This is a genomic window from Bacillus sp. AF62, from assembly GCF_050312695.1.
Taxonomy (GTDB): Bacteria; Bacillota; Bacilli; order Bacillales; family Bacillaceae_G; genus Bacillus_A; species Bacillus_A cereus.
In genome coordinates this window covers 76,400-96,358 of sequence record NZ_JBNPJZ010000093.1, presented here as the reverse complement: position 1 = coordinate 96,358, position 19,959 = coordinate 76,400, and the positions used below count along the sequence as shown (strand labels likewise).

Genomic DNA, 19,959 nt, shown 5'->3' with positions numbered 1-19,959 from the left:
GTCTAATTTTTCACTTAGACTCCTTTTTATTTTGTTCCTTTATCTCCATCAACAGCTCAATGATTTTCTCATTTTGCTCTACCTGTTTCTCAGAATTTTTATAGATGAAACGGACCCATCTAAGTGCAAGAATAATAAGAAACAAAGGGAGCATTGAAATTAGAAGACCAATAATTGAAAAATTCGTATACATATACCTCACCTCGCTATATACCCTTTTCTCCATTTACCTACTAAAACCTGCAATTTTTTACAAATAAAAAAGAACCTATCAAACGATAGATTCTTCTTTCACGAACTGAGTAGAGCGTCCTCTCGTAATCGAGAAAATCGCGCAAAGCAGTGCTAATATAATAAAGCCACCGCCTACCCAAGCATTATATATAACAGATGATTTTTCAATAACAACTCCGCCTACTGTTGAACCGAGTGCAATTCCTAAATGAAGCGCAGAGTTATTTAAACCTTGCTGAATACCAGCTGATTCCGGTGCAATTTCAATTAAATAATTTTGCTGTGCTGGTGAAATCGCCCAGCTCAGCATACTCCAAAGTCCCATCATAATGATGAAGAGCGGGAATGAGAATGTCATTAATGGCAACATGAAGATTGCACATGCAAATACGATAATAATCGAGATAATACTTTTCTTCGATCCCCATTTATCAGCAAGCCATCCACCGAATCCGCCGCCGATTACTGCTGCGATTCCGAAAATAAAGTAAAACACACTAATCCAGTTTGCTTCAACATGCATGACATCTTTTAAAAACGGTGTTAAATATGCATACAATGTTAAATGCCCCGTTAAAAACAAAAATGATGTTAACTGTGCACTTACAATTTTTTTATCTTTTAAAGTAGCAAGTTGTTCTTTTATTGATAATACCGATGTCGGTGGTACTTTCGTTAAGAACATTGAAATACAAGCTATTGCCATAACTGTTAATACAGAAATCAATACAAATGGTGCACGCCATCCGTATGCATTTCCGAGTACAAGACCAAGCGGTACTCCAAGTACAAGTGATCCACTAATTCCCATAAAAATGATTCCAATTGCACGCGCACGAAAATGCGGTTCTACTACACTAGACGCAAGTGTTACCGATAGTGCAATAATTAATGAACCACTCGCCGCACAAATAACCCTTGAGAACATTAGCATTCCATAATTCACACTAAATGCGGAAATAATATTTCCGATTAAGAAAATCGATAGTGCTCCAACATACAATGTTTTTCTTTCAAACTTCCCTGTCACAGCTAATAAAACTGGACCTGACAAAGCAAATACTACCGAAAATATTGTTATAAGCTGACCAGCTGCGCTAATAGATACTCCTAAATCATTGGCAACTAAATCGAGCGTTCCTCCTATAATTAACTCAACCGTTCCGACTACGAAAGCCGCGATAGCTAAAATATAAACACGAAAATTCAAGTCTTTCCCCACGCTTTCTATTTTGATTACCACGACTATAGTAACCAAAATAGAAAGTGGACGCAAGTATAATTTTTTTACAGTAAAAAAGGTAGGCGTATTATACGCCTACCCTTCCATCATTCTGTTTCTTTCTTCTTATTTAAATACCAATACACCGGAAGTCCCGTAAAGACAATTCCAATTGATAAGAAACAACTTACCGGATCATTGATAATTGCACTACCAATTACAAAGAGCGAACCTAAAATCGCTATGATTGGTACGATTGGGAATAACGGCACACTATATGCACGCTCTTTATTCTTATTACGTTTTCTTAAAATGAAGACACCAATAAACGTCATTACATAGAAAATATAAATAATGAATACGGAAATCTCAGATAGCTTATTTGGATCACTAATAATCATTAAAATAATCCCTAAAATGATTTCAACAGTAATCGCATTTGCTGGTGTTTTAAATCTCGGACTTTCCTTTGCAATAAACTTAGAAAATGGAAGTTGTCCACGTTCCGCCATAGACATTGGAATACGTGGGAATGTTAAAATCTTTCCATTTAAACAGCCGAAAATAGAAACGATAATACCGATACTAATAATTTTCCCGCCATATTCTCCAAGTAACATACCCGCAGCTGTCGCTGTCGCATTTTCTCCAAGGTCTACAATTTTCGCTGCTGGTAATACATTTAATAACGCCAAGTTAATTAATACGTATGCAGCTGTTACAATTAAAATCCCAACTGTCATTGCTTTCGGTAATAACTTTGTTGGATTCTTCATTTCTCCGCCAATCGAAGCAAGTAAAATCCATCCGTCATAAGCAAATAACGTTGCTAAAATTGCCATACCGATACTTTGATTTTCTGATATCGGCACAACTACGTTAAAGATATCGCTATTCCCTTTCCAGAAACCTAACACGACAATTAATACAATCGGAATCATTTTCCCAATTGTCGTGATTGTTTGAACGATACCTCCGTATTTTGTTCCCATACTATTTACAAAGCCAAGGAACACAACTGTTCCGATTGCGATTGGTAAGTTCCATACTTTATCTAAATAGAAAAAATTAATCATTAAAGAACTAAAGTATAAACCTAATGTTCCGATAATAGCTGGTCCATAAACAATTGTTTGCATCCAGCCTGATAAATATCCCCAAAAACTTCCGTAAATCTCCTCTAAATACGTATACAACCCACCATTTTTCGGGATTTGCGCTCCAATTTCAGCTACTGTTAAACCACTCGCTAACGTCAACAAACCACCAATTACCCAAGCAAGAATGGCCATATTAGAACTCCCCGAGTAATCTAATACGCTCCCTGGTTTCATAAACACACCAGATCCAATAATCGTTCCTACTACGATAGAAAGTGCTACTGTTAAACCAATTTTGTTCTTCTCATCATGATGCATGCTGCGTATCCTCCTTCCAATCCTAGTGTGATGCAAAAATGAAATAAAAAAACACTCCTCCCTAAAAAAGGGACGAGTGTTGTATTCGTGGTTCCACCCTTGTTTCAATTCGTAAAGTAACATACTTCACCAATTTCTCAAGTCTAAATAACGGTTTTTGCCGGCAAGCAATTACTAGATGTTCGTTCACTGCTGCAGTTCAGAGGTGGTAATCCATTTTTCCGTATTAGGAAGCTCACAGCCAAAGGCTTCCCTCTCTGAGAATCGTAAAAAATTAATCGTGTCCTCATCATCACTTCTTGATGTCGAATTTTGTAGTTATTGTTCATTATATTGAATTGTTAGAAAAAATCAATATTTTTTTATATAACATAGGAAATATTTCTCTTCTTATATTATAACAGAAGATACAAAACTTCTCTAATTCCCTAAAAATGGTATAATTCATTTAGGAGGTGTACCAATAATGATCGCTGTCTTTTGTATCATCGCTACGTTTCTCTCTGTTCTATTCGCTATCATGTATCGAAACAAGTATCCTGGTTATAGCATTTTAGCGGTAGCTATTATACCAGCTGTTTCCTTCTACGTATTGGGTAAATATCAATATACGGAAGTGTTTATCGGTTTTGCAATCTTCTACTGCGTCTTCGGATACATACTAACAATAAAAAGAATTTCAATGCCTCATTAAAAGGGACCGATTTCTACTTATAGAAATCGGCCCTTGCACGTACCTTCCGGTTGCCCACACGAAAGATACGACTTCATTCAATTATTTATCTTCTTTTTTCATAAAAAACTTATGGTGCGGTAAATCAACATTCAATGCCTCTAATTGTTTCTTTTCATTGTCTAAAATCGCTTTTGCTTTTATTTTTGTTGCTTCATCTAATCCCGCAAAGATATCTTCACGCTTCTCTTTCTCTGGAAGTTTCACACCTAATTTTGTTAATTCTTCTTTTGCTTGCTCATGCGTTAATTTTCCAGATTTCTTTTGCTCTAAAATTGACTTTGCTTTCTCTTTTGCCTGTTCATCTAAGTTAGCAAACATGTCTCCATGTTTATCTTTCTCCGGCATTTTCACGCCTAGCTTTGTTAATTCCTCTTTTGCTTGCTCATGCGTTAATTTTCCAGATTTCTTTTGCTCTAAAATCGACTTCGCTTTCTCCTTCGCCTGTTCATCTAAGTTAGCAAACATGTCTCCACGCTTACCTTTCTCAGGCATTTTCACGCCTAACTTTGTTAATTCCTCTTTTGCTTGTTCATGTGTTAGTTTTCCAGATTTTTCTTGTTCTAAAATTGACTTCGCTTTTTCTTTCGCCTGTTCATCTAATCCTGCAAACATGTCTTTACGCTTCTCTTTCTCTGGAAGCTTTACACCTAGTTTCTCTAACTGTTTCTTTGTATCGTCCATAATTGTTTTTACTTTTTGTTTTGTAGCGTCATCCAAATCCTTTTTCGCCGTTTTTGCAGGCTGATCCACTGCTGGAGTATTCGTTGCCGCGAATGCCGGAATGCCGACTCCTCCAATGATTCCGAATGATAACGCACCTGCAATCGCTAAATACCCAACTGTTTTCTTCTTCATAGGAAATTTCCTCCTTCATATTTCTAATGCATGTACACTTTCGTATACAATGCCTATAGTAATGTCGGTTTCTTAACATTTCCTTAACGACTTGACAAAAAAACACCGCTCGTAATGAGCGGTGTTTCTCTATGCTTTTTGTAATTGTAACTCTTCACGTTCCATTATTTTTCTTAATACAATTGTTTGTGTCATTGTAAATAAGTTACCTGTTATCCAGTACAACACAAGTCCTGATGGCGCCGCAAACCCCATAAATAGAATCATTGCCGGCATCATAATTTGCTGCATCTTTAGCATCTGTACTTGTTCTCCAGGTGTAATATTCGATTGGAAAACTTTCATCTGAATAAATGTTGTTAACGCTGCAATAATCGGTAATATATGATATGGATCTGCATGTCCTAGGTTCACCCATAAAAACGAAGATGTGCGAATCTCTTCCGTTCTGCTAATCGCATAATACAAAGCAGAGAAAATCGGCATTTGTATTAATAATGGCCAGCAACCAGCAAGTGGATTCCAACCGCCTGATTTCATTAGTTCTGACATTTCTTTTTGATACTGCTTTTGTTTTTCAAGGTCTTTGCTTACATCACCGTACTTTTTCTTTAACTTCTGCAATTCAGGTTGCATTTTCTTCATTTTCGCTTGACTGCGATATTGCGAAACAGCTAATGGAATCATTGCTGAACGAATAACGAGCGTCATAATAATGATAGCAATCCCAAAGCTAGCTCCAGGTATATGATGAGCAACAAATTGAATCATAAACGAGATTGGATATACAAAATAATGATCCCAAATCCCAGTACTATGTGCATCAATTGGGGCTGCATTACTGCAACCAGATAAAACAAAAACAAATAATAATGATAAACTAACGAGCACAGCTCGGTATGATTTTAACATGTTCATTCCTCCAATGTTTCGTAATTATTTAGCGAAACATTGGTGTATACGGACCGACCTCGTCATTCTCTTCACTTGATTCTTGTCTGCGTACAGAACGAATCATTCCATATTTATAAAAAATAGAAAATAGCGGTACATTTCCCGCACTATCTTCACATGTATCAACTAGCGCAAAAGCTCTTTGTCTACCGCTTGATGCTTGTTGACGCACAAAGCGAGAAACATTAGCAAGGAAGAAAACTTCTAATAAACAAAGTGCCGTCGTTACAAACGATATATATAGAATTGCATCCTGCAATAAAAATTCCATCGCTTCACATCCTTAATAAGGTCATTTTAGCACATTAGGCAAACATTCTCTATTTCCTTTTATTTTCAAAAAAAGTATTTTGCATATTTTCTCAAGAAAATAATAATTAAGAAACGTTGTATTCGCTTTCTTTAGTATATTCACACACATCAATGAATAGGCTTGATTTATTAGAAATTTATAAAATTTTTGCATTATAATAAAACTATTGCCAGTTTTTGAAAAAACCTTTATTCTCTTCTTGTAATCAAAAATGAATATGGAGATGAAACATACTATGGGTCAACTAGGAGACGCCGATTACGTTCCCGACACCGCCTTTTTATCCTTCCCAGCAGCTAAAACATTTCACTTAGAATTTATGATACAGTTGGTTGTTATTTTTATAGCTTCTATTTTGTATGCAATTTCTATGAATATGTTTTTTATCCCGCATAACATGATTAGCGGTGGATTCGCTGGTGTAGGGATGATTATCGGTTATTTAATGCACTACAATATCGGTGCACTTATCTTTTTACTAAACATTCCTCTTCTTATTTTAAGTCACTTTTACTTAGGCAAGAAGACAACCTTTTTAACAGCTTACTTTGTAGCTGTATCGTCGTTAGCGATGAACATTATCCCTGTACACCAGGTTTCAGACGATATTTTACTATCTTCTGTATTCGGTGGTGTAATCTGCGGAGCAGCTTCCGGAATCATATTCCGATTTGCTTCTTCAACAGGTGGCTTTGATGTTGTTGGATTGATTGTAGCGAAACATCGAGATATTTCAATTGGAGCAATCATCTTTGTATTCAACTTAGTCTTACTTGTTGCAGCAGGTTTTATTTTCGGATGGGATATTACACTTTATACGTTAATTAGCCGGTTTGTAGTCAGCAAAGTTATCGATGCTGTGCATACGAAACATATTAAATTAACGATAATGACAGTTACAGAAAAAGGTGAGGAAATAAAAAGCGCACTACTACATCACGGCATACGCGGGGTGACAATGGTAGACGCTGTCGGCGGCTATACAAACCATAAGAAAAAAATGATTTACACTGTCGTGACTCGCTATGAGTTAGGCGAAATGAAACGTATTATCCGTCAAGTGGATAACAAAGCATTTATGAACATTACTGAAACAGTTGAAATTGTCGGCCGTTTCAAACGCATATAAAAAAGGTTAATAAATTAAAGGGCATAACATATTAGTCATATATAATATGTTATGCCCTTTGTTATTCAACTCACGTACCTTTTAGCATAATAAAATCACTAAGTTTATTACTACAAATCGGAGGATAGCATCCCATATACAATACTATCTGTCCATTCATCTTTATTCCAAAAATCTTGTATGAAATGGGCTTCCTTTCTCATGCCTATTCGTTCACACAATTTTTGTGAAGCTGTATTACGTGCATCAAGATTAGCCTGTATACGATGTACATTAAATTCATTAAATAATTTCAATACCAAACTACTTACTGCTTCTGTCGCCAAACCTCTCCCAGCTACTTCATTTGAAAAACTATAACCAATCTCAACAGTGTCTTTCATATTTGTGTACCATACGGATAAATCACCAACTACTTTAGTTTTGTATATAACTGCCAAACTTAATATTGATTCTTTAGTAAGTACATTATTTGCTAACTTCTTATTAAATCTTTTCTGCATGTCTTCATGAGTCCACTTATTATGTAATAGGAACTTACATGTATCATCACTATTATAAATAACAAATACATCCTGTAAATCAGTACTCTTAAAAGGTCTAATTATTAATCTTTCTGTTGTGAACTCCAAGTTAGCTCTCCTCCCTTACATTCATACTATAAAACATTTTTTATAGTATTTAAGCCTCCTTCTTAGATCTCACCTTGATTACATATTTCATCATAATAAATTAAAATCCTTCTTCCACTAAACTGCACCGTTAATGGTATTTCCTTGCGCTTTTTATTTTTTACACTTATTACAAAATCAGATAATTCTATTATTATGTCTCTAAATGTGTTATAATGAAAGCAGACTCACAAAAAAAGAGTATATAGACTTGGAAGTTTCTCTTATTTTACAAGCAAAAAGAAACGAGCAGTCGGGTATATTTCAGACACCATACACGTAACGGTTTAAACAACCGATCATCTTAGTTACTCTTCAATGATCTTTTTATAAAAAGATACGTACAATTAAAACTCACTTCAATATACTATACCTACCTTTTTGACTTCCAAATCATCTTATTACATAAGGAGATGAACATATGAATCAATATATACGATATACAATAGCTGTCCTGTTTGCTATTATCGGCGGAATAATCTGCTTCTGGACAAACACACAGCTTGGAGAGAATATCATTTTTAATGGAATCGAAACACTTGTAAGCGCTTCAATTTTAGGCGGATACATTTACTTCCTCTTTAATCCAGAAGAAAATGCTCAAAAAACAATGTTATTAACAATGATCGGAATCGTTGGTGGATGTATTTCCTACTCAATGACAAACTATACATTACCACTTCAATTAAGCTCAGCTTTCTTCCACGGTCTATGGACTTGGTTCATTGCATTCTGCCTAGCAGACGTATTCAACCTATTACAAGACAATGAAGAAGATAGCGGCCGCCAAATTGAAAGTAACTCTTAAGCTGGAAGATACTCTTCCAGCTTTTTTATGTTGGTTTGCATATCCCCGCATCACGATAAAAAGAAGTTACCCTCACGGCAACTTCTTTTCCACATACCCCACTTCGTATTCACTAAAATATATCAACGATTTTTCAAATATATCGATCGTTTCTCCACTTATATCAACGATTTTTTCATTATATCAACGATTCGACGTAGGATATCGATTTACCGACATCCTTCGACACTCAAAACGCACAACATACCCTATCCCCCAAGCAACTTACTGCCGAACTCTACGATTAAAAAGATAATTAATAGGATCGCGAGTATCTTTAATGCTACATATGCCACTTTAAAAACAACATAAATGAGCAAGACTATCAAAATAATTGATAAAATTTCCATATTTACTTCCTCCAAGCTTTGCTCTTCTTATCTCATTTTACTCGCCCTAGGCTATTTATGGAACGGCATAAGATGACATATAAAAAAGAGGATACCTCACCCATCGTAAGATACCCTCTCTTTCAGCTGCTTAAACCATTCTCTTTCTAATTGTAAATATCCCATTTCACTCTTCTCGGCGCTCTTTAATTCTTGATCAGCTTTCTTCATATAAGTACGGGACGCTTCCATATTGCCCTCTACATATTTAATAATTCCTTGTGTACGGTAATATCCACTTAGGTCCATTTTTGTAATAGCCTTTGCATGTTCCTTTGCTTCTTGCAACGAAAGACTATCCATCTGATAAAGAGCTTTATATAAAAGGTACCAACTATGAAAACTACTAACGAAAAACTTATTTTCTTTCGTTACAGGTAGTTGAACAATTCGTTCTATATACGGTATCGCTCTTTCCATTCCCTCTTGATCTGCACGAGCAAAAAAGACGAGCATAAGTCTACTCATTATCTCTCTTATCCCTTTATTCTCTTTTATTTTCTCCTCACTCAATTCTACTAATCTTTCATCCCAATCTTTCGGTCTTTTATAACTAAATAACTCACTCGATATTTGAATCTCATATAAGTGATTTCTAGCTCTTTCATCATCTTTAATTAAAATAAGAAATTGCATCCCATCACTCATAAGCATTCCTTTTATTGGCACAATTGTAACCGCAAAGATTGCAAAATGGAAAAAGGAAAAATATAAAAGATATTGATAATAACTCACCATGTATATGTAACCGGAAGTAATACCAAATAGTAAACTCGTAATCGATCCACCTAAAGTGAGCCACGCCCATTTTTTCGAAAGATTCGGTGTCTCTATAGAAGGTGGTACTAGTGTTGCAACGCCTCCAAAGTACGCCCATAATTTATTCTCTCGAATACGTAATTTTCCCTTTTCTTTTTGAATAGTAATGGGTCCTACTGTCATAAATTTAAATGTTAAACCACCTATTACACCAAATACTACATGTCCTAGCTCATGAATGGCTAACACTAACAATGAAATTCCAACTATTGCCCATAGGTTCAAAATTACTTCTAATTTCCCAGTTCGGATTACTCCGTATAAAATGGACAGAATTAGCGCCACTGTCATTGAGCCAGCTGGCCTTCTTAAAATATCCACCTTTTTCTCCCCTTAATAAATCATTTTTCTCTGCATTTCGTACATGAACTTCCCGAGATGCAATATCCAAATAAATGAGATTAAACCAATTAACACAAAATCGATATTACTAGCAGCTGTATATATAACGGCAGCCCACCATACATATGCCAATATTGTATTCGTAAATTCATACGCTTTATATCCAGCCTCATGCACAATGTGCTTTAATCCTTCATCTGCATTTTTCGTCCACATTTTCATAGATTCCATATACGTTACACCTTGTTCAGGATATAGCTTGTTATAACGATTTTTTGTTATGAGTCCGATAATTACTACAGTAGTTAAACAAACAATAGAAGCTACTAAATTCCACACCGCAAATGAAACATTTGTATCCTGCAACAGTGCACGTCTACATGTAATAACTGCATATACAAACCATGCCTGCGTAACTATATCACCTACACGTAAATATATACTTATAATGCCTAATTTTCTGCCTTGTACGCTCTCTTCTTCATCGCGTGCCTCTGCTAACATACGTGTATTCTTCCAAGTATAGTACATCATTAAAATTCCAAAAATAGTACATATACCTATAAATGTATTGGATGATAATTTTCTCGGTTCATCCGAGAGTAAATTTAAAGCTATATAAGACGTTAAAAAGCCTCCTATCATACTTAATGCTATTTTCCCCACAGAATCAAATTGTTTTTTTCGCTTACTCTTCATCATCCTCTTCCCCCTCCACTAACGTAAATATTTCCTCCACCGGTACATTGAAAATTTGTGCGATTTTTAACGACAATACAATAGATGGTGCATAATCCCCACGTTCAATTAAACTAATCGTTTGCCGTGATGATCCAATCACTTTTCCTAAATCCCCTTGTGATAAACGATGCTTTGCTCGCAATTCCCTCACTCGATTTTGAAGCTTCATGTCTTCCCTCTTTTTCATTTATTTAATTAAAATTGTAAATAATATCCTTATTTTTGTCAATTATAATTGTCATTACGACTATAATAATTGACAAGATACTTATTTCTTATCCTGTATCAAATTCCTATAAAGAATGTAAAATGTACATTAAACATAGTCTTAAAAATAAAATAAAAAAGGCAGTGCTTTTGCACTGCCTTCCTAAATTCTGACATAGAATGGATTTCATATTAGCTTGCGTTTTGTAGTAATACTCGTTTTAACTGCTTACGGAAACGAATACCTAACGTAACCGCTACAATCACAATAACTCCAAAAATGATTTTACCGATATGACCTTCTAGCACTCCAAAGATATCATGTAAGTTTCCACCTAACCAGTAACCACCGATTAAGAAGAATGATACCCAAAATAGAGCGCCTGAATAAATTGTAATGGCAAAACGACGGAATGGTAAATTAATAATTCCTGCAAAGTATCCTGTGAAATGACGTACACCAGGAATAAAGAAACCAATAAAAATTAAGAAGTACCCATACTTATCAAACCACATTCTCGTTAAGTCAATTTTTCTTTGTGTTAAAAATACGTATTTCCCATACTTTTGAATGAAAGGCATACCTAATTTATTTCCTAAAAAGTATTGAATCGTCATTCCTACACTTGTCCCAATAAAGGATAGAATAATTAAAATCGGTAAACTTAAATCACCCTTATGTGCTAAAAATCCCGCATATGCTAACGTTGGCTCTCCCGGAAACGGAAGTGCAATATATTCTAATAGCAAACCTACAAGTACAACATAGTACCCGTATTGCTGAAATAATTCATGAATCCATTCCATGTCATCTCTCCTTTCAATCACGTACAACTTCTTACTATTATTGTATAAAAAAATTGTCGAAATAACTATCACAATAGCTTACATTTTTATTACATTTTTGTAAGGGTCACACTAATGATTTCCGTTCTTTATTAAGTAGTTAAAAGCATTTTTTAAGTCGAAATAACAAAAAGACGCATTAATAATATGCAAATTTTATCCATTTTTTAACACTGAAAAACCTTTCTTATTTTGTTCTCAATAAAAAACCACCACAAACTCATGCTAACTTCATATTAGCTTCATATACGTATTGTAAGATTATATCGGAATTTGTTGAAAAATTTAACTAATATATGACTAAGCATTAATTTGAATAAATATAAGTCGTTTTTCGAAATTGAAAAAAGGGTGAATACGAAATGGAAGCATATAAAATGCACGATTTTATTAATACAAATGTTGAATCTCATCAAAATGAAACCGTTTTTAATTTACACATATGTGAAACAAGTGAATTTGACGTAAGTTTAACAAAATCTACAACACTATCTTTTATCGTTTCAAAAAAGAATATTAAAATTGTCACGAAAAAATGGACTAACTCAAACCAAGAAAGCATGATTGGCAAAAGCTACATCATTCCAACGAAAGCTTTTCACTATTTCTTACCAATTATTTCTGAAAATGAAGATGAGCTAAATATTCAAGTTCAAAGTTTTGGACTACGTGGCGAGCTTTTATTAAACGAAAGATTACTTATTGATAAAAACAACAAACACAACAGCAAAATCACTACATTCTTTGAAACATTAGATGAAAATGTAAATAAAGCATTACGAGGATTACAACTTCATTGTATGTAAGACTATTACGATCGTAAAAGGAGAATAACAATGAAAAAATTATTATTAAGCGCACTATTATCATTAGGATTTTTAACTCTTCCATTCGCTAGCGCAGAGGCCGCTACAACGAAAGATCAATTAATCGTAGACACTCAGTTAAATAAAATGGATTATTATCAGGATGGAAAATTTATAAAAAGTTTTACTGTCGCTACTGGAAAAGCTGCAACGCCTACACCTAAAGGTACTTTTCAAATCGTAAATAAAATTAAAAACCGCCCTTATTATACAGGCAAAATTAAAGGCGGCGATCCACGTAATCCACTTGGTGACCGTTGGCTTGGATTAAATATGGCAGGAACTTACGGAACAACTTATGCGATTCACGGAACTAACAATAATCAAGCAATCGGCAAATGGACAACACTTGGTTGTATTCGTATGTATAATAATGATATACACTGGTTATTTGAGCGCGTTCAGCAACAAGCTACTGTCACTGTAAAATAGCCTAAAAACAAGATTTATGTGTAGCCAAGAATTTTATGTCTTGGCTTATTTTATTTATTCATTTACAGTAGCAAAACAACTGTATTTACATATATAATAGGAATAGATTTGATTAGCTAATATCCAAACATTGATAAACGTAGATATTAAAATTATACAGTTATAATGTTTTATAAATTTTATAATACATACTATAATAGAACTACTGTAATTCTGAACTAATCAGTAACACTAAACTATTCCCCTTGCTACTTTTATTATTATTTTATAGCGGGGGCTTATTATATGTATAAACAATCTGAGTCACTCGAAAAATGATGAATTCGAATATTGCAGTAAAAAGCGTTATTTAGGAGGTGTTACTATGACGCATATACTGGTGATTGAAGACAACCCAGATATACAAGAACTTATTCGTGAATTTCTAATGGCACAAAACTTTACTGTTGATGTAGTTGGTGCTGGAACAGAAGGTATTCTTCTTTTCCAAAAAAATTCATACGATCTTGTCCTCCTCGATGTAATGTTACCAGATATAGATGGCTATAGTATTTGTAAAATTATGCGAGGACAATCTGATGTACCAATCATTATGTTAACTGGCTTACATAATGAAGAAAGTGAAATTAAAGGATTTGAGTTAGGTATTGATGACTATATTACGAAACCGTTCCATTACACCGTATTTATTAAGCGTGTAGAGGCTGTATTAAGAAGGGCAGCAACAAAGGAAGCAGAAGCTGCAACTATACTACAATTCCATGAATTGATGTTAAATTCTACAGCATATGCAGCTTATGTTCATGGTAATCAAATTGAATTGACAACAAAAGAATTTGAAATTATTTATACTTTACTGCAAAATCGAGGAAAAGTATTATCAAGAAGTGATTTGTTGAATAAGGTATGGGGCTATGAACATTATGGTGATGTAAGAGTTATAGATACACATATTAAAAACTTAAGAAAAAAATTAGGAATTCCTTATATTAAAACGGTGAAAGGCATTGGCTACAAAATCGAATCGTAGCAAAGACAACATCACCAAAAATATTTTCATCAAAACCTTATTATTTTGTATTCTTTTATCACTTTGTCTTTATCAAATCATTTACTTTCTAGCTTCAAACTACGATAAAGAACGTTTTGTGAAAGAAAATGGAACGCCGACTACAGAACAGGCGGATTCAGATAAGCAAAACGATCAAAGTAAAACGAATCAAAATAAAGCTGTGTCAGAGGGAAACATTTCTAATTTCCAATCTTCTATTGTAGATTATAAATCTCTTTCTACAGCTATCAATCACCTTTTGCAGCCTAGCCAAACTGCAAAGGCAAAAGAACATACACAAAACCTTTCGGGGGAAAATAGCACTTCTAATCAGCTTACAGAAGCAGAAAAGAAAGCCGCTAATAATGATGCCTTACATACACAAAATGCAGCAAGTAAAACAAATGATACAAATGATAATCCAAAGTTAGCAGATGCGTTGCAGCAGTTAGCTCCACAGGTTGGCGCGACAATGCTTGCATTATCTCTACTCGGATCTTTAATGTACGCAAAACTAATTGCTAAACCTTTTCAATATATGAGCGATGCTTTAAAAGATATTATGAATCTTGATTTCTCAGATAAAAAGCTACTTAACAAAAATACAGATCAAACAGATTTTAATTTGTCAGTAGCTGCTTCACAAGTACCAAATATTGTGAAGAATTTACATGAAAGCAATCAAGATTTAAGAAATGAGCTCAAGAAAGAACAACAATTAGAACAATCTCGTAAAGAATTTATGTCTATGGTATCCCATGAATTAAAAACACCAATCGCAGCCGTCATGGGACAACTAGATGGCATGATTCACGGAATTGGAGCTTATAAAGATAGAGATAAGTATTTGAAACGTTCCTACGAGATGATGCAAGACATTAACATATTAACGGAAAAAATGTCGGAATTATCCAAAATACAAAACCCTCAATTTAAACCGAATTTAGAAGTCATTTCTTTATCTAATATTATTGAGGATGTTATGAAGAAAGTAGATTACTTTGTATCTGTAAAACAATTAAATGTACAATCTAATATTAAACACGACGTACAAATTTTAGCTGATCCTAAATTTATTCAAACTGCTATTTTTAACATTATTTCAAATGCAATTCATTATACAATTGACCATCAACACGTATATATAAAGCTTTATGAAAAACCAAACGGTTACGCATTAGAAGTATTGAATACAGGTTCACAAATTGATGAAGATAAACTTGCTCATTTATTTGAGCCTTTCTATCGCGCAAACCCTGATAAACACGGTTTAGTACAAGGTAGTGGTCTTGGATTATATATCGTGAAACAAATATTAGATAAACATCAGTTTCCTTACGGGATACAAAACACAGCTCAAGGTGTAAAATGCTCCATTGTATTCCCAAAAGCAATGTAACATTCACTATAATTACATACCCCAAACTCATACTTCATGTGTGAGTGGCGGAATTTTGTAGAGTGTCTTACTCTGTTTCGTTCGCCCGTTATCCTTATTTGGATAGCGGGCGTTTTTTATTACTTAAAAGGAGGATTTTTTATGGATAAGTTTAAATATTCATTGCTCGTTTTATTCGGTGCTTGCAGCTACGGCATACTTTCAACTATTTTCAAACTCGGATTCATAAATGGATTTTCAGCACATCAACTATTAGGGGGACAATATGTCTTCGGATGGATTGGACTATTTCTACTCGTTCTTTTCTTTTCACGTCATAAGGTAACAAAAAACAATTCTTTTCATTACTAACCGTCGGAACAACAATGAGTATGACTGGGATTTTCTACGCTATTTCTGTAGAAGAACTACCCGCATCTATCGCTGTCGTCCTACTCTTTCAGTTCACTTGGATTGGTGTCATTATCGAAGCGATTGCAAATCGAACCTTTCCAAGCCGCGATAAGATCATATCTATCCTTATTTTATTTGCTGGTACATTGTTTGCAGGTGGTGTATTTGAAGGCCTCGGACAAAGTTTTTCTACGAAAGGGATTATCTTTGGACTATTAGCTGCAGTCTCTTTTTCATTCTATGTTTTTGCAAGCGGACGCGTTGCTACAGATGTTCCGCCTTATACGAAAAGCTTTCTCATGACAACAAGTGCGACTCTTATCGTATGTCTATTCTTCCCACCAACCTTTTTAACAGATGGTGCCCTGCAAGCCGGTCTATGGAAATATGCTTTCTTCCTCGGATTATTCGGCGTTGTTGTACCTGTCATTTGTTTTTCAATTGGCGTACCGAAAGTAGGAACCGGACTTGGTACAATACTAGGTGCAGCTGAATTACCAACTGCTATTATCGCTTCTATTACACTTGTACATGAAGTCGTAACATTCATGCAGTGGATTGGTATTATTTTTATATTGGTTGGGATTTTCACTCCTCAGCTGCTTACAGCTAGGAAAGAAAGGAAACACAATCGCGTGCATAGCGCTTGAAAAAATACAGAATTTATATAAAAGATATAACTGCAATTAAAATAAGTAAATTTATCTGGAGGTATAAATGACTATTTTAAGCATCGTATTTTTTGCTATTATGTGTATCTTCTTCCTAATAAGATATATGAAAGAAAAGAAATTTCACGATTTACTTCTCATTCCCGTTTGTATATATGCAGGAGCAGTGAAAACTCCTTTCGTAGAATACTTAAACTTTAATACTACATTTAAAATAACGTATGATATCGCAGCTATTATTCTTGTAATCCTTGCCGTACTTTTCTTTTTGAAAGATAAGAAAGAGAATCATACTGCATAACAAAAGACCTTTCATTTACTTGAAAGGTCTTTTGTTATCTCTCATTTTACCGCTCCATATAACTTCTCTATCTCATGCTCAATTTGTTTTACATCGATTCGCTCAAATAGTGGCTGCACGCTATCAATTCTACTTGGCAACGTATTTTGCGGTTTCCAATTTCGTTTAATAATCGACAATGTGCTTCTAACTCTTTCACTTGAAAATGGTAAAAACGGTTCAAGGAGATTTGCAAAATTAGCGATAAGATACACACAGTTATAAATCGTTTCTTCACACGAAACTGGATCATCTTCTCTTTGTTTCCAAGGCTGCTTTTCATCAAAATATTTATTTGCAAAACGTACTGCATCAAATATTGTCTCTAACGCCACCTTAAATTTAGTTTGCTCAATCGCCTCTCCTACATTTTTATATAATCCTTCTACTTTATCTTTCAGCTCTATATCAATAGTCCCCTTTGGTACAGTGCCATCATAATATTTTTCAATAAACTTTAATGTGCGGTTCACGAAGTTTCCATATGCTCCTAACAATTCACTATTATGACTGTAAATAAATTCACGCCATGAAAAATCAGTGTCACGATTTTCTGGTGCATTTACTGTTAAGAAGTAACGGATAGAATCTGGATCATAGCGTTCTAATATGTCAGGTACCCATACTGCCCAGTTTTTACTTGTAGATAATTTTCTTTTTTCAACTGTTAAATATTCATTCGAAACGATATGACGCGGGATTGCTTCTTCCCCTATTCCAAGTAATACCGCTGGCCAAATGACGGAGTGAAATGGAATATTATCCTTGCCGTGTACATAATATGTTTGCGCATCGCTATTCCAAAACTCTTGATCATCTTTTCCTGTTTCTTCAGCCCAATGTTTACTCGCTGAATAATATCCTGCCACTGCTTCAATCCATACGTAAATTTTTTTATCTTCATACCCTTTCACTGGAATTGATACCCCGATTGGTAAATCTCTTGATACAGCCCTATCTTGTAACCCTTCCTTTACGTATCTTTCCGTTAATTGAATTGCATTATCACGCCATGTTCCTTTTTCTTTTGCGATTTCTACAACTTTTTTAATTTGCTCCTGAAATGTATGCAATGCAAAATAGAAATGCTCTGTTTCCTCTACAGATGGCGTACTACCACATAACTTACATTTCTTTTCTAACAAATCAAGAGGATCTAAAATAGCAGAACAAGCATCGCATTGATCTCCTCTTGCTGCTTCATGGCAATATGGACATATTCCTTCAACATAACGATCCGGTAAAAACTGCGTACACGTTTCACAATACGCTTGTTCCACTGTTTTTTTATAAATATAGCCTTCTTCTAATAAACGTAAAAAAACTTTTTGAACAGTTTCATGATGATGCTCGCTATCGGTACGTGTATAGCAATCATACGTAAAACCGAGATCACGAAAACATCGCTGAAATTCTTCATGATACTTATTAGCAATTTCTTTTGCTGTCACACCTTCTTGTTTTGCTCTAATTGCAATCGGTGTTCCATTGCAGTCACTCCCTGAAACATACAGCACATTCTCACCTTTTGCCCTGTAATAACGCGCTAAAATATCTCCAGGTAATAAACTCGCAATATGGCCAAGGTGTAACGAACCATTTGCATACGGCCAAGCGCCTCCAATAAAAATACTCATCTTATATTCCTCCTTTAAAATATAAAAAGCCCCGCCCCTATCTTAAAAAAGATAAGGGCGGGGCTGTATAAACAGTCGCGGTACCACCTTATTTCGCCAATCACTCACATAATTAGCCTTAACAAGTACGGAGCTCTATGCTCTTATACTGTGGTTTTGATAACGAGTACCAACTCTCGTCGCCGCCTACTATTATCATTTGATAAGTTCAGGACGAAGCTCAAAGGCCATTGTTCAAATGAATATTCTTGCTTCTTCTCAGCTACCGAAGCTCTCTGGAAAGAATGTGTTCATCCTACTTTTCCTTTTCAACGCTTTTACGTATAACAAGTATTTTACGACTTAATCACAGAAAAATCAAACTTTTATCCAGAACGAAAAGGAAATCCCATCCTCCCGCCGAATACCTATACGTTCACAAAAGGAGTGATAACATTGAACCAAAAACAACTAAGCACTATAAATGAAAAAAGCTGGAATACAGCTGCTTATGAAGCTTGGACGAATCGCCACGGGGCACCAGCTGATTATGCGAAAAAAATCATGGAAGATCCCACACGCGAAGTAGCACATTATTTACCTTACATACAATCTCCAAAAGGAAAATGTATTATTAATTTACTCGGCTCAAAAGGAAATAAAGCTGTTGCTCTCGCCCTTTTAGGCTCTGACGTAACAGTTGTTGATATTTCAGCAAGTAATGCAAAATATGCAAATGAACTTGCTGCCGCCGCAGACGTCTCTATTCATTACATCGTTTCTGATGTACTAGATGTAAATCTCTCCAAATCATTTGATATCGTATTACTGGAGCTTGGTGTACTTCATTACTTTCTAGATTTAAAACCACTTTTCAAAAAAATTTCTCAACTACTAAAGCCAGGTGGGATACTTATCCTTCGCGATTACCATCCAATATACACAAAGCTATTAGGAGTAGACCATCCATCATTTCGAGCAAGTGGAAATTATTTCGATGAAGAATTAATTGAAGATGATGTTGCTTATAGCATCCTTCTTACAGAAGCACAGAAAGAATCGCTACCTAAAACAACCATCCGTCGCTGGACGCTAGGAGAAATCATTACAACACTTGCGGAAGAACGTTTTAAAATTGAAAAACTAGTTGAAGAACATGGATCTCATCAAAGATGGGTCTTCCCTTCTACTGCACCAGAAGGAATCGAAGAACGTATCCCTGGTTTATATACAATAATTGCGACAGCATGCAAAAAAGGATCCCTTCACGGATAGGATCCTTTTTGCATGCTCACGCATATAAGTTGAGGTTGGAGATTACCATAATTCTGTAGAATAGGACACAAGATATTTCAACATTTCGTCTCTGACTTACGTCGTCAAAAAGGGGTATGACCAACATAACGAAGAGTAATGTTTTTAGTTGATACTGATAATCGTTATCAACTAATTAGAAGTATACATGATG

22 protein-coding genes, 1 pseudogene and 2 other annotated features are annotated in these 19,959 nt (G+C 34.9%); of the genes and pseudogenes, 10 read left to right on the top strand and 13 right to left on the bottom strand.

Features of this window, described 5'->3' with window-relative positions:
* Positions 1 to 10: 10 nt before the first annotated feature.
* The 3 genes from ACQRBL_RS25145 to ACQRBL_RS25135 form a co-directional block, all read right to left on the bottom strand.
* On the bottom strand, positions 11 to 193 hold the full coding sequence (locus ACQRBL_RS25145; RefSeq protein ID WP_000288474.1) for a hypothetical protein: 183 nt from the start codon (positions 191 to 193) through the stop codon (positions 11 to 13).
* 78 nt (positions 194 to 271) lie between these two features.
* Positions 272 to 1,456, bottom strand: a complete 1,185-nt coding sequence (locus tag ACQRBL_RS25140; RefSeq protein WP_411996053.1) for an MFS transporter — start codon at positions 1,454 to 1,456, stop codon at positions 272 to 274.
* Between the two features lie 107 nt (positions 1,457 to 1,563).
* Entirely contained in the window at positions 1,564 to 2,874 is a 1,311-nt protein-coding gene (locus ACQRBL_RS25135) for an APC family permease (protein ID WP_000546307.1), read from the bottom strand.
* A 65-nt stretch (positions 2,875 to 2,939) separates the two neighbouring features.
* Positions 2,940 to 3,176: a binding site (T-box leader), on the bottom strand.
* Positions 3,177 to 3,340: 164 nt separating this feature from the next.
* Between ACQRBL_RS25135 and ACQRBL_RS25130 the strand changes: the two genes are divergently transcribed.
* On the top strand, positions 3,341 to 3,568 hold the full coding sequence (locus ACQRBL_RS25130; protein ID WP_053563416.1) for a hypothetical protein: 228 nt from the start codon (positions 3,341 to 3,343) through the stop codon (positions 3,566 to 3,568).
* Between the two features lie 81 nt (positions 3,569 to 3,649).
* Here the strand turns inward: ACQRBL_RS25130 and ACQRBL_RS25125 are convergent, their stop codons facing one another.
* The 3 genes from ACQRBL_RS25125 to ACQRBL_RS25115 all read right to left on the bottom strand — a co-directional run bounded on the left by ACQRBL_RS25125 (position 3,650) and on the right by ACQRBL_RS25115 (position 5,690).
* Positions 3,650 to 4,465, bottom strand: a complete 816-nt coding sequence (locus tag ACQRBL_RS25125) for a hypothetical protein (RefSeq protein ID WP_000730854.1) — start codon at positions 4,463 to 4,465, stop codon at positions 3,650 to 3,652.
* A gap of 129 nt (positions 4,466 to 4,594) precedes the next feature.
* The gene (gene yidC, locus ACQRBL_RS25120; protein ID WP_000920524.1) at positions 4,595 to 5,377 is read right to left on the bottom strand and encodes a membrane protein insertase YidC; all 783 of its coding nucleotides are present in this window, start codon (positions 5,375 to 5,377) and stop codon (positions 4,595 to 4,597) included.
* Between the two features lie 28 nt (positions 5,378 to 5,405).
* The gene (locus ACQRBL_RS25115) at positions 5,406 to 5,690 is read right to left on the bottom strand and encodes a hypothetical protein (protein ID WP_000394930.1); all 285 of its coding nucleotides are present in this window, start codon (positions 5,688 to 5,690) and stop codon (positions 5,406 to 5,408) included.
* Between the two features lie 277 nt (positions 5,691 to 5,967).
* Here ACQRBL_RS25115 and ACQRBL_RS25110 point away from each other — a divergent pair, with 277 nt between their 5' ends.
* A complete protein-coding gene (locus ACQRBL_RS25110) occupies positions 5,968 to 6,861 on the top strand; it encodes a YitT family protein (RefSeq protein ID WP_000530043.1) in 894 nt (297 codons plus the stop codon).
* 110 nt (positions 6,862 to 6,971) lie between these two features.
* Here the strand turns inward: ACQRBL_RS25110 and ACQRBL_RS25105 are convergent, their stop codons facing one another.
* Positions 6,972 to 7,493 carry a GNAT family N-acetyltransferase gene (locus ACQRBL_RS25105; RefSeq protein ID WP_000397315.1) on the bottom strand — a complete coding sequence of 174 codons (522 nt, stop codon included), beginning with the start codon at positions 7,491 to 7,493 and terminating at the stop codon, positions 6,972 to 6,974.
* Between the two features lie 460 nt (positions 7,494 to 7,953).
* Here ACQRBL_RS25105 and ACQRBL_RS25100 point away from each other — a divergent pair, with 460 nt between their 5' ends.
* Positions 7,954 to 8,340, top strand: coding sequence for a DUF3938 domain-containing protein (locus ACQRBL_RS25100; protein ID WP_065485684.1), 387 nt, complete (start codon positions 7,954 to 7,956; stop codon positions 8,338 to 8,340).
* A 248-nt stretch (positions 8,341 to 8,588) separates the two neighbouring features.
* Here ACQRBL_RS25100 and ACQRBL_RS25095 read toward each other — a convergent pair whose 3' ends face one another.
* The 5 genes from ACQRBL_RS25095 to ACQRBL_RS25075 form a co-directional block, all read right to left on the bottom strand.
* Positions 8,589 to 8,729: a DUF3985 family protein gene (locus ACQRBL_RS25095; RefSeq protein WP_000404758.1), complete on the bottom strand. Its 141-nt coding sequence runs from the start codon at positions 8,727 to 8,729 to the stop codon at positions 8,589 to 8,591.
* Between the two features lie 96 nt (positions 8,730 to 8,825).
* The gene (locus tag ACQRBL_RS25090; protein WP_411996052.1) at positions 8,826 to 9,878 is read right to left on the bottom strand and encodes a hypothetical protein; all 1,053 of its coding nucleotides are present in this window, start codon (positions 9,876 to 9,878) and stop codon (positions 8,826 to 8,828) included.
* A 42-nt stretch (positions 9,879 to 9,920) separates the two neighbouring features.
* Complete coding sequence (locus ACQRBL_RS25085; protein WP_016110907.1) at positions 9,921 to 10,628, bottom strand: DUF3169 family protein; 708 nt, start codon at positions 10,626 to 10,628, stop codon at positions 9,921 to 9,923.
* Positions 10,618 to 10,839, bottom strand: a complete 222-nt coding sequence (locus ACQRBL_RS25080; protein ID WP_000776173.1) for a helix-turn-helix transcriptional regulator — start codon at positions 10,837 to 10,839, stop codon at positions 10,618 to 10,620. The genes ACQRBL_RS25085 and ACQRBL_RS25080 overlap by 11 nt, the downstream gene beginning before the upstream one ends.
* Positions 10,840 to 11,069: 230 nt before the next feature.
* On the bottom strand, positions 11,070 to 11,684 hold the full coding sequence (locus tag ACQRBL_RS25075) for a DedA family protein (protein WP_000454754.1): 615 nt from the start codon (positions 11,682 to 11,684) through the stop codon (positions 11,070 to 11,072).
* Positions 11,685 to 12,085: 401 nt separating this feature from the next.
* On the opposite strand from ACQRBL_RS25075, the gene ACQRBL_RS25070 reads away from it, so the two are divergent.
* The 6 genes and pseudogenes from ACQRBL_RS25070 (at position 12,086) to ACQRBL_RS25045 (ending at position 16,836) form a co-directional block, all read left to right on the top strand.
* Entirely contained in the window at positions 12,086 to 12,529 is a 444-nt protein-coding gene (locus tag ACQRBL_RS25070) for a DUF3978 family protein (RefSeq protein WP_000388762.1), read from the top strand.
* Between the two features lie 30 nt (positions 12,530 to 12,559).
* Complete coding sequence (locus ACQRBL_RS25065; RefSeq protein WP_000735058.1) at positions 12,560 to 13,021, top strand: L,D-transpeptidase; 462 nt, start codon at positions 12,560 to 12,562, stop codon at positions 13,019 to 13,021.
* Between the two features lie 364 nt (positions 13,022 to 13,385).
* On the top strand, positions 13,386 to 14,051 hold the full coding sequence (locus ACQRBL_RS25060) for a response regulator transcription factor (protein ID WP_000148833.1): 666 nt from the start codon (positions 13,386 to 13,388) through the stop codon (positions 14,049 to 14,051).
* Positions 14,029 to 15,471, top strand: coding sequence for a sensor histidine kinase (locus ACQRBL_RS25055; protein ID WP_000201967.1), 1,443 nt, complete (start codon positions 14,029 to 14,031; stop codon positions 15,469 to 15,471). Before ACQRBL_RS25060 ends, ACQRBL_RS25055 begins: the two co-directional genes overlap by 23 nt.
* A gap of 141 nt (positions 15,472 to 15,612) precedes the next feature.
* Positions 15,613 to 16,514, top strand: a pseudogene (locus ACQRBL_RS25050) (EamA family transporter).
* A 67-nt stretch (positions 16,515 to 16,581) separates the two neighbouring features.
* Positions 16,582 to 16,836 (top strand): hypothetical protein, encoded by a 255-nt coding sequence (locus ACQRBL_RS25045; RefSeq protein WP_000154128.1) that lies wholly within the window; start codon positions 16,582 to 16,584, stop codon positions 16,834 to 16,836.
* 41 nt (positions 16,837 to 16,877) lie between these two features.
* Here the strand turns inward: ACQRBL_RS25045 and metG are convergent, their stop codons facing one another.
* Positions 16,878 to 18,512 (bottom strand): methionine--tRNA ligase, encoded by a 1,635-nt coding sequence (metG, locus tag ACQRBL_RS25040; protein ID WP_411996037.1) that lies wholly within the window; start codon positions 18,510 to 18,512, stop codon positions 16,878 to 16,880.
* A 50-nt stretch (positions 18,513 to 18,562) separates the two neighbouring features.
* Positions 18,563 to 18,833, bottom strand: a binding site (T-box leader).
* A 114-nt stretch (positions 18,834 to 18,947) separates the two neighbouring features.
* Here metG and ACQRBL_RS25035 point away from each other — a divergent pair.
* Complete coding sequence (locus tag ACQRBL_RS25035) at positions 18,948 to 19,766, top strand: class I SAM-dependent methyltransferase (protein WP_001072247.1); 819 nt, start codon at positions 18,948 to 18,950, stop codon at positions 19,764 to 19,766.
* Positions 19,767 to 19,959 lie beyond the last annotated feature (193 nt).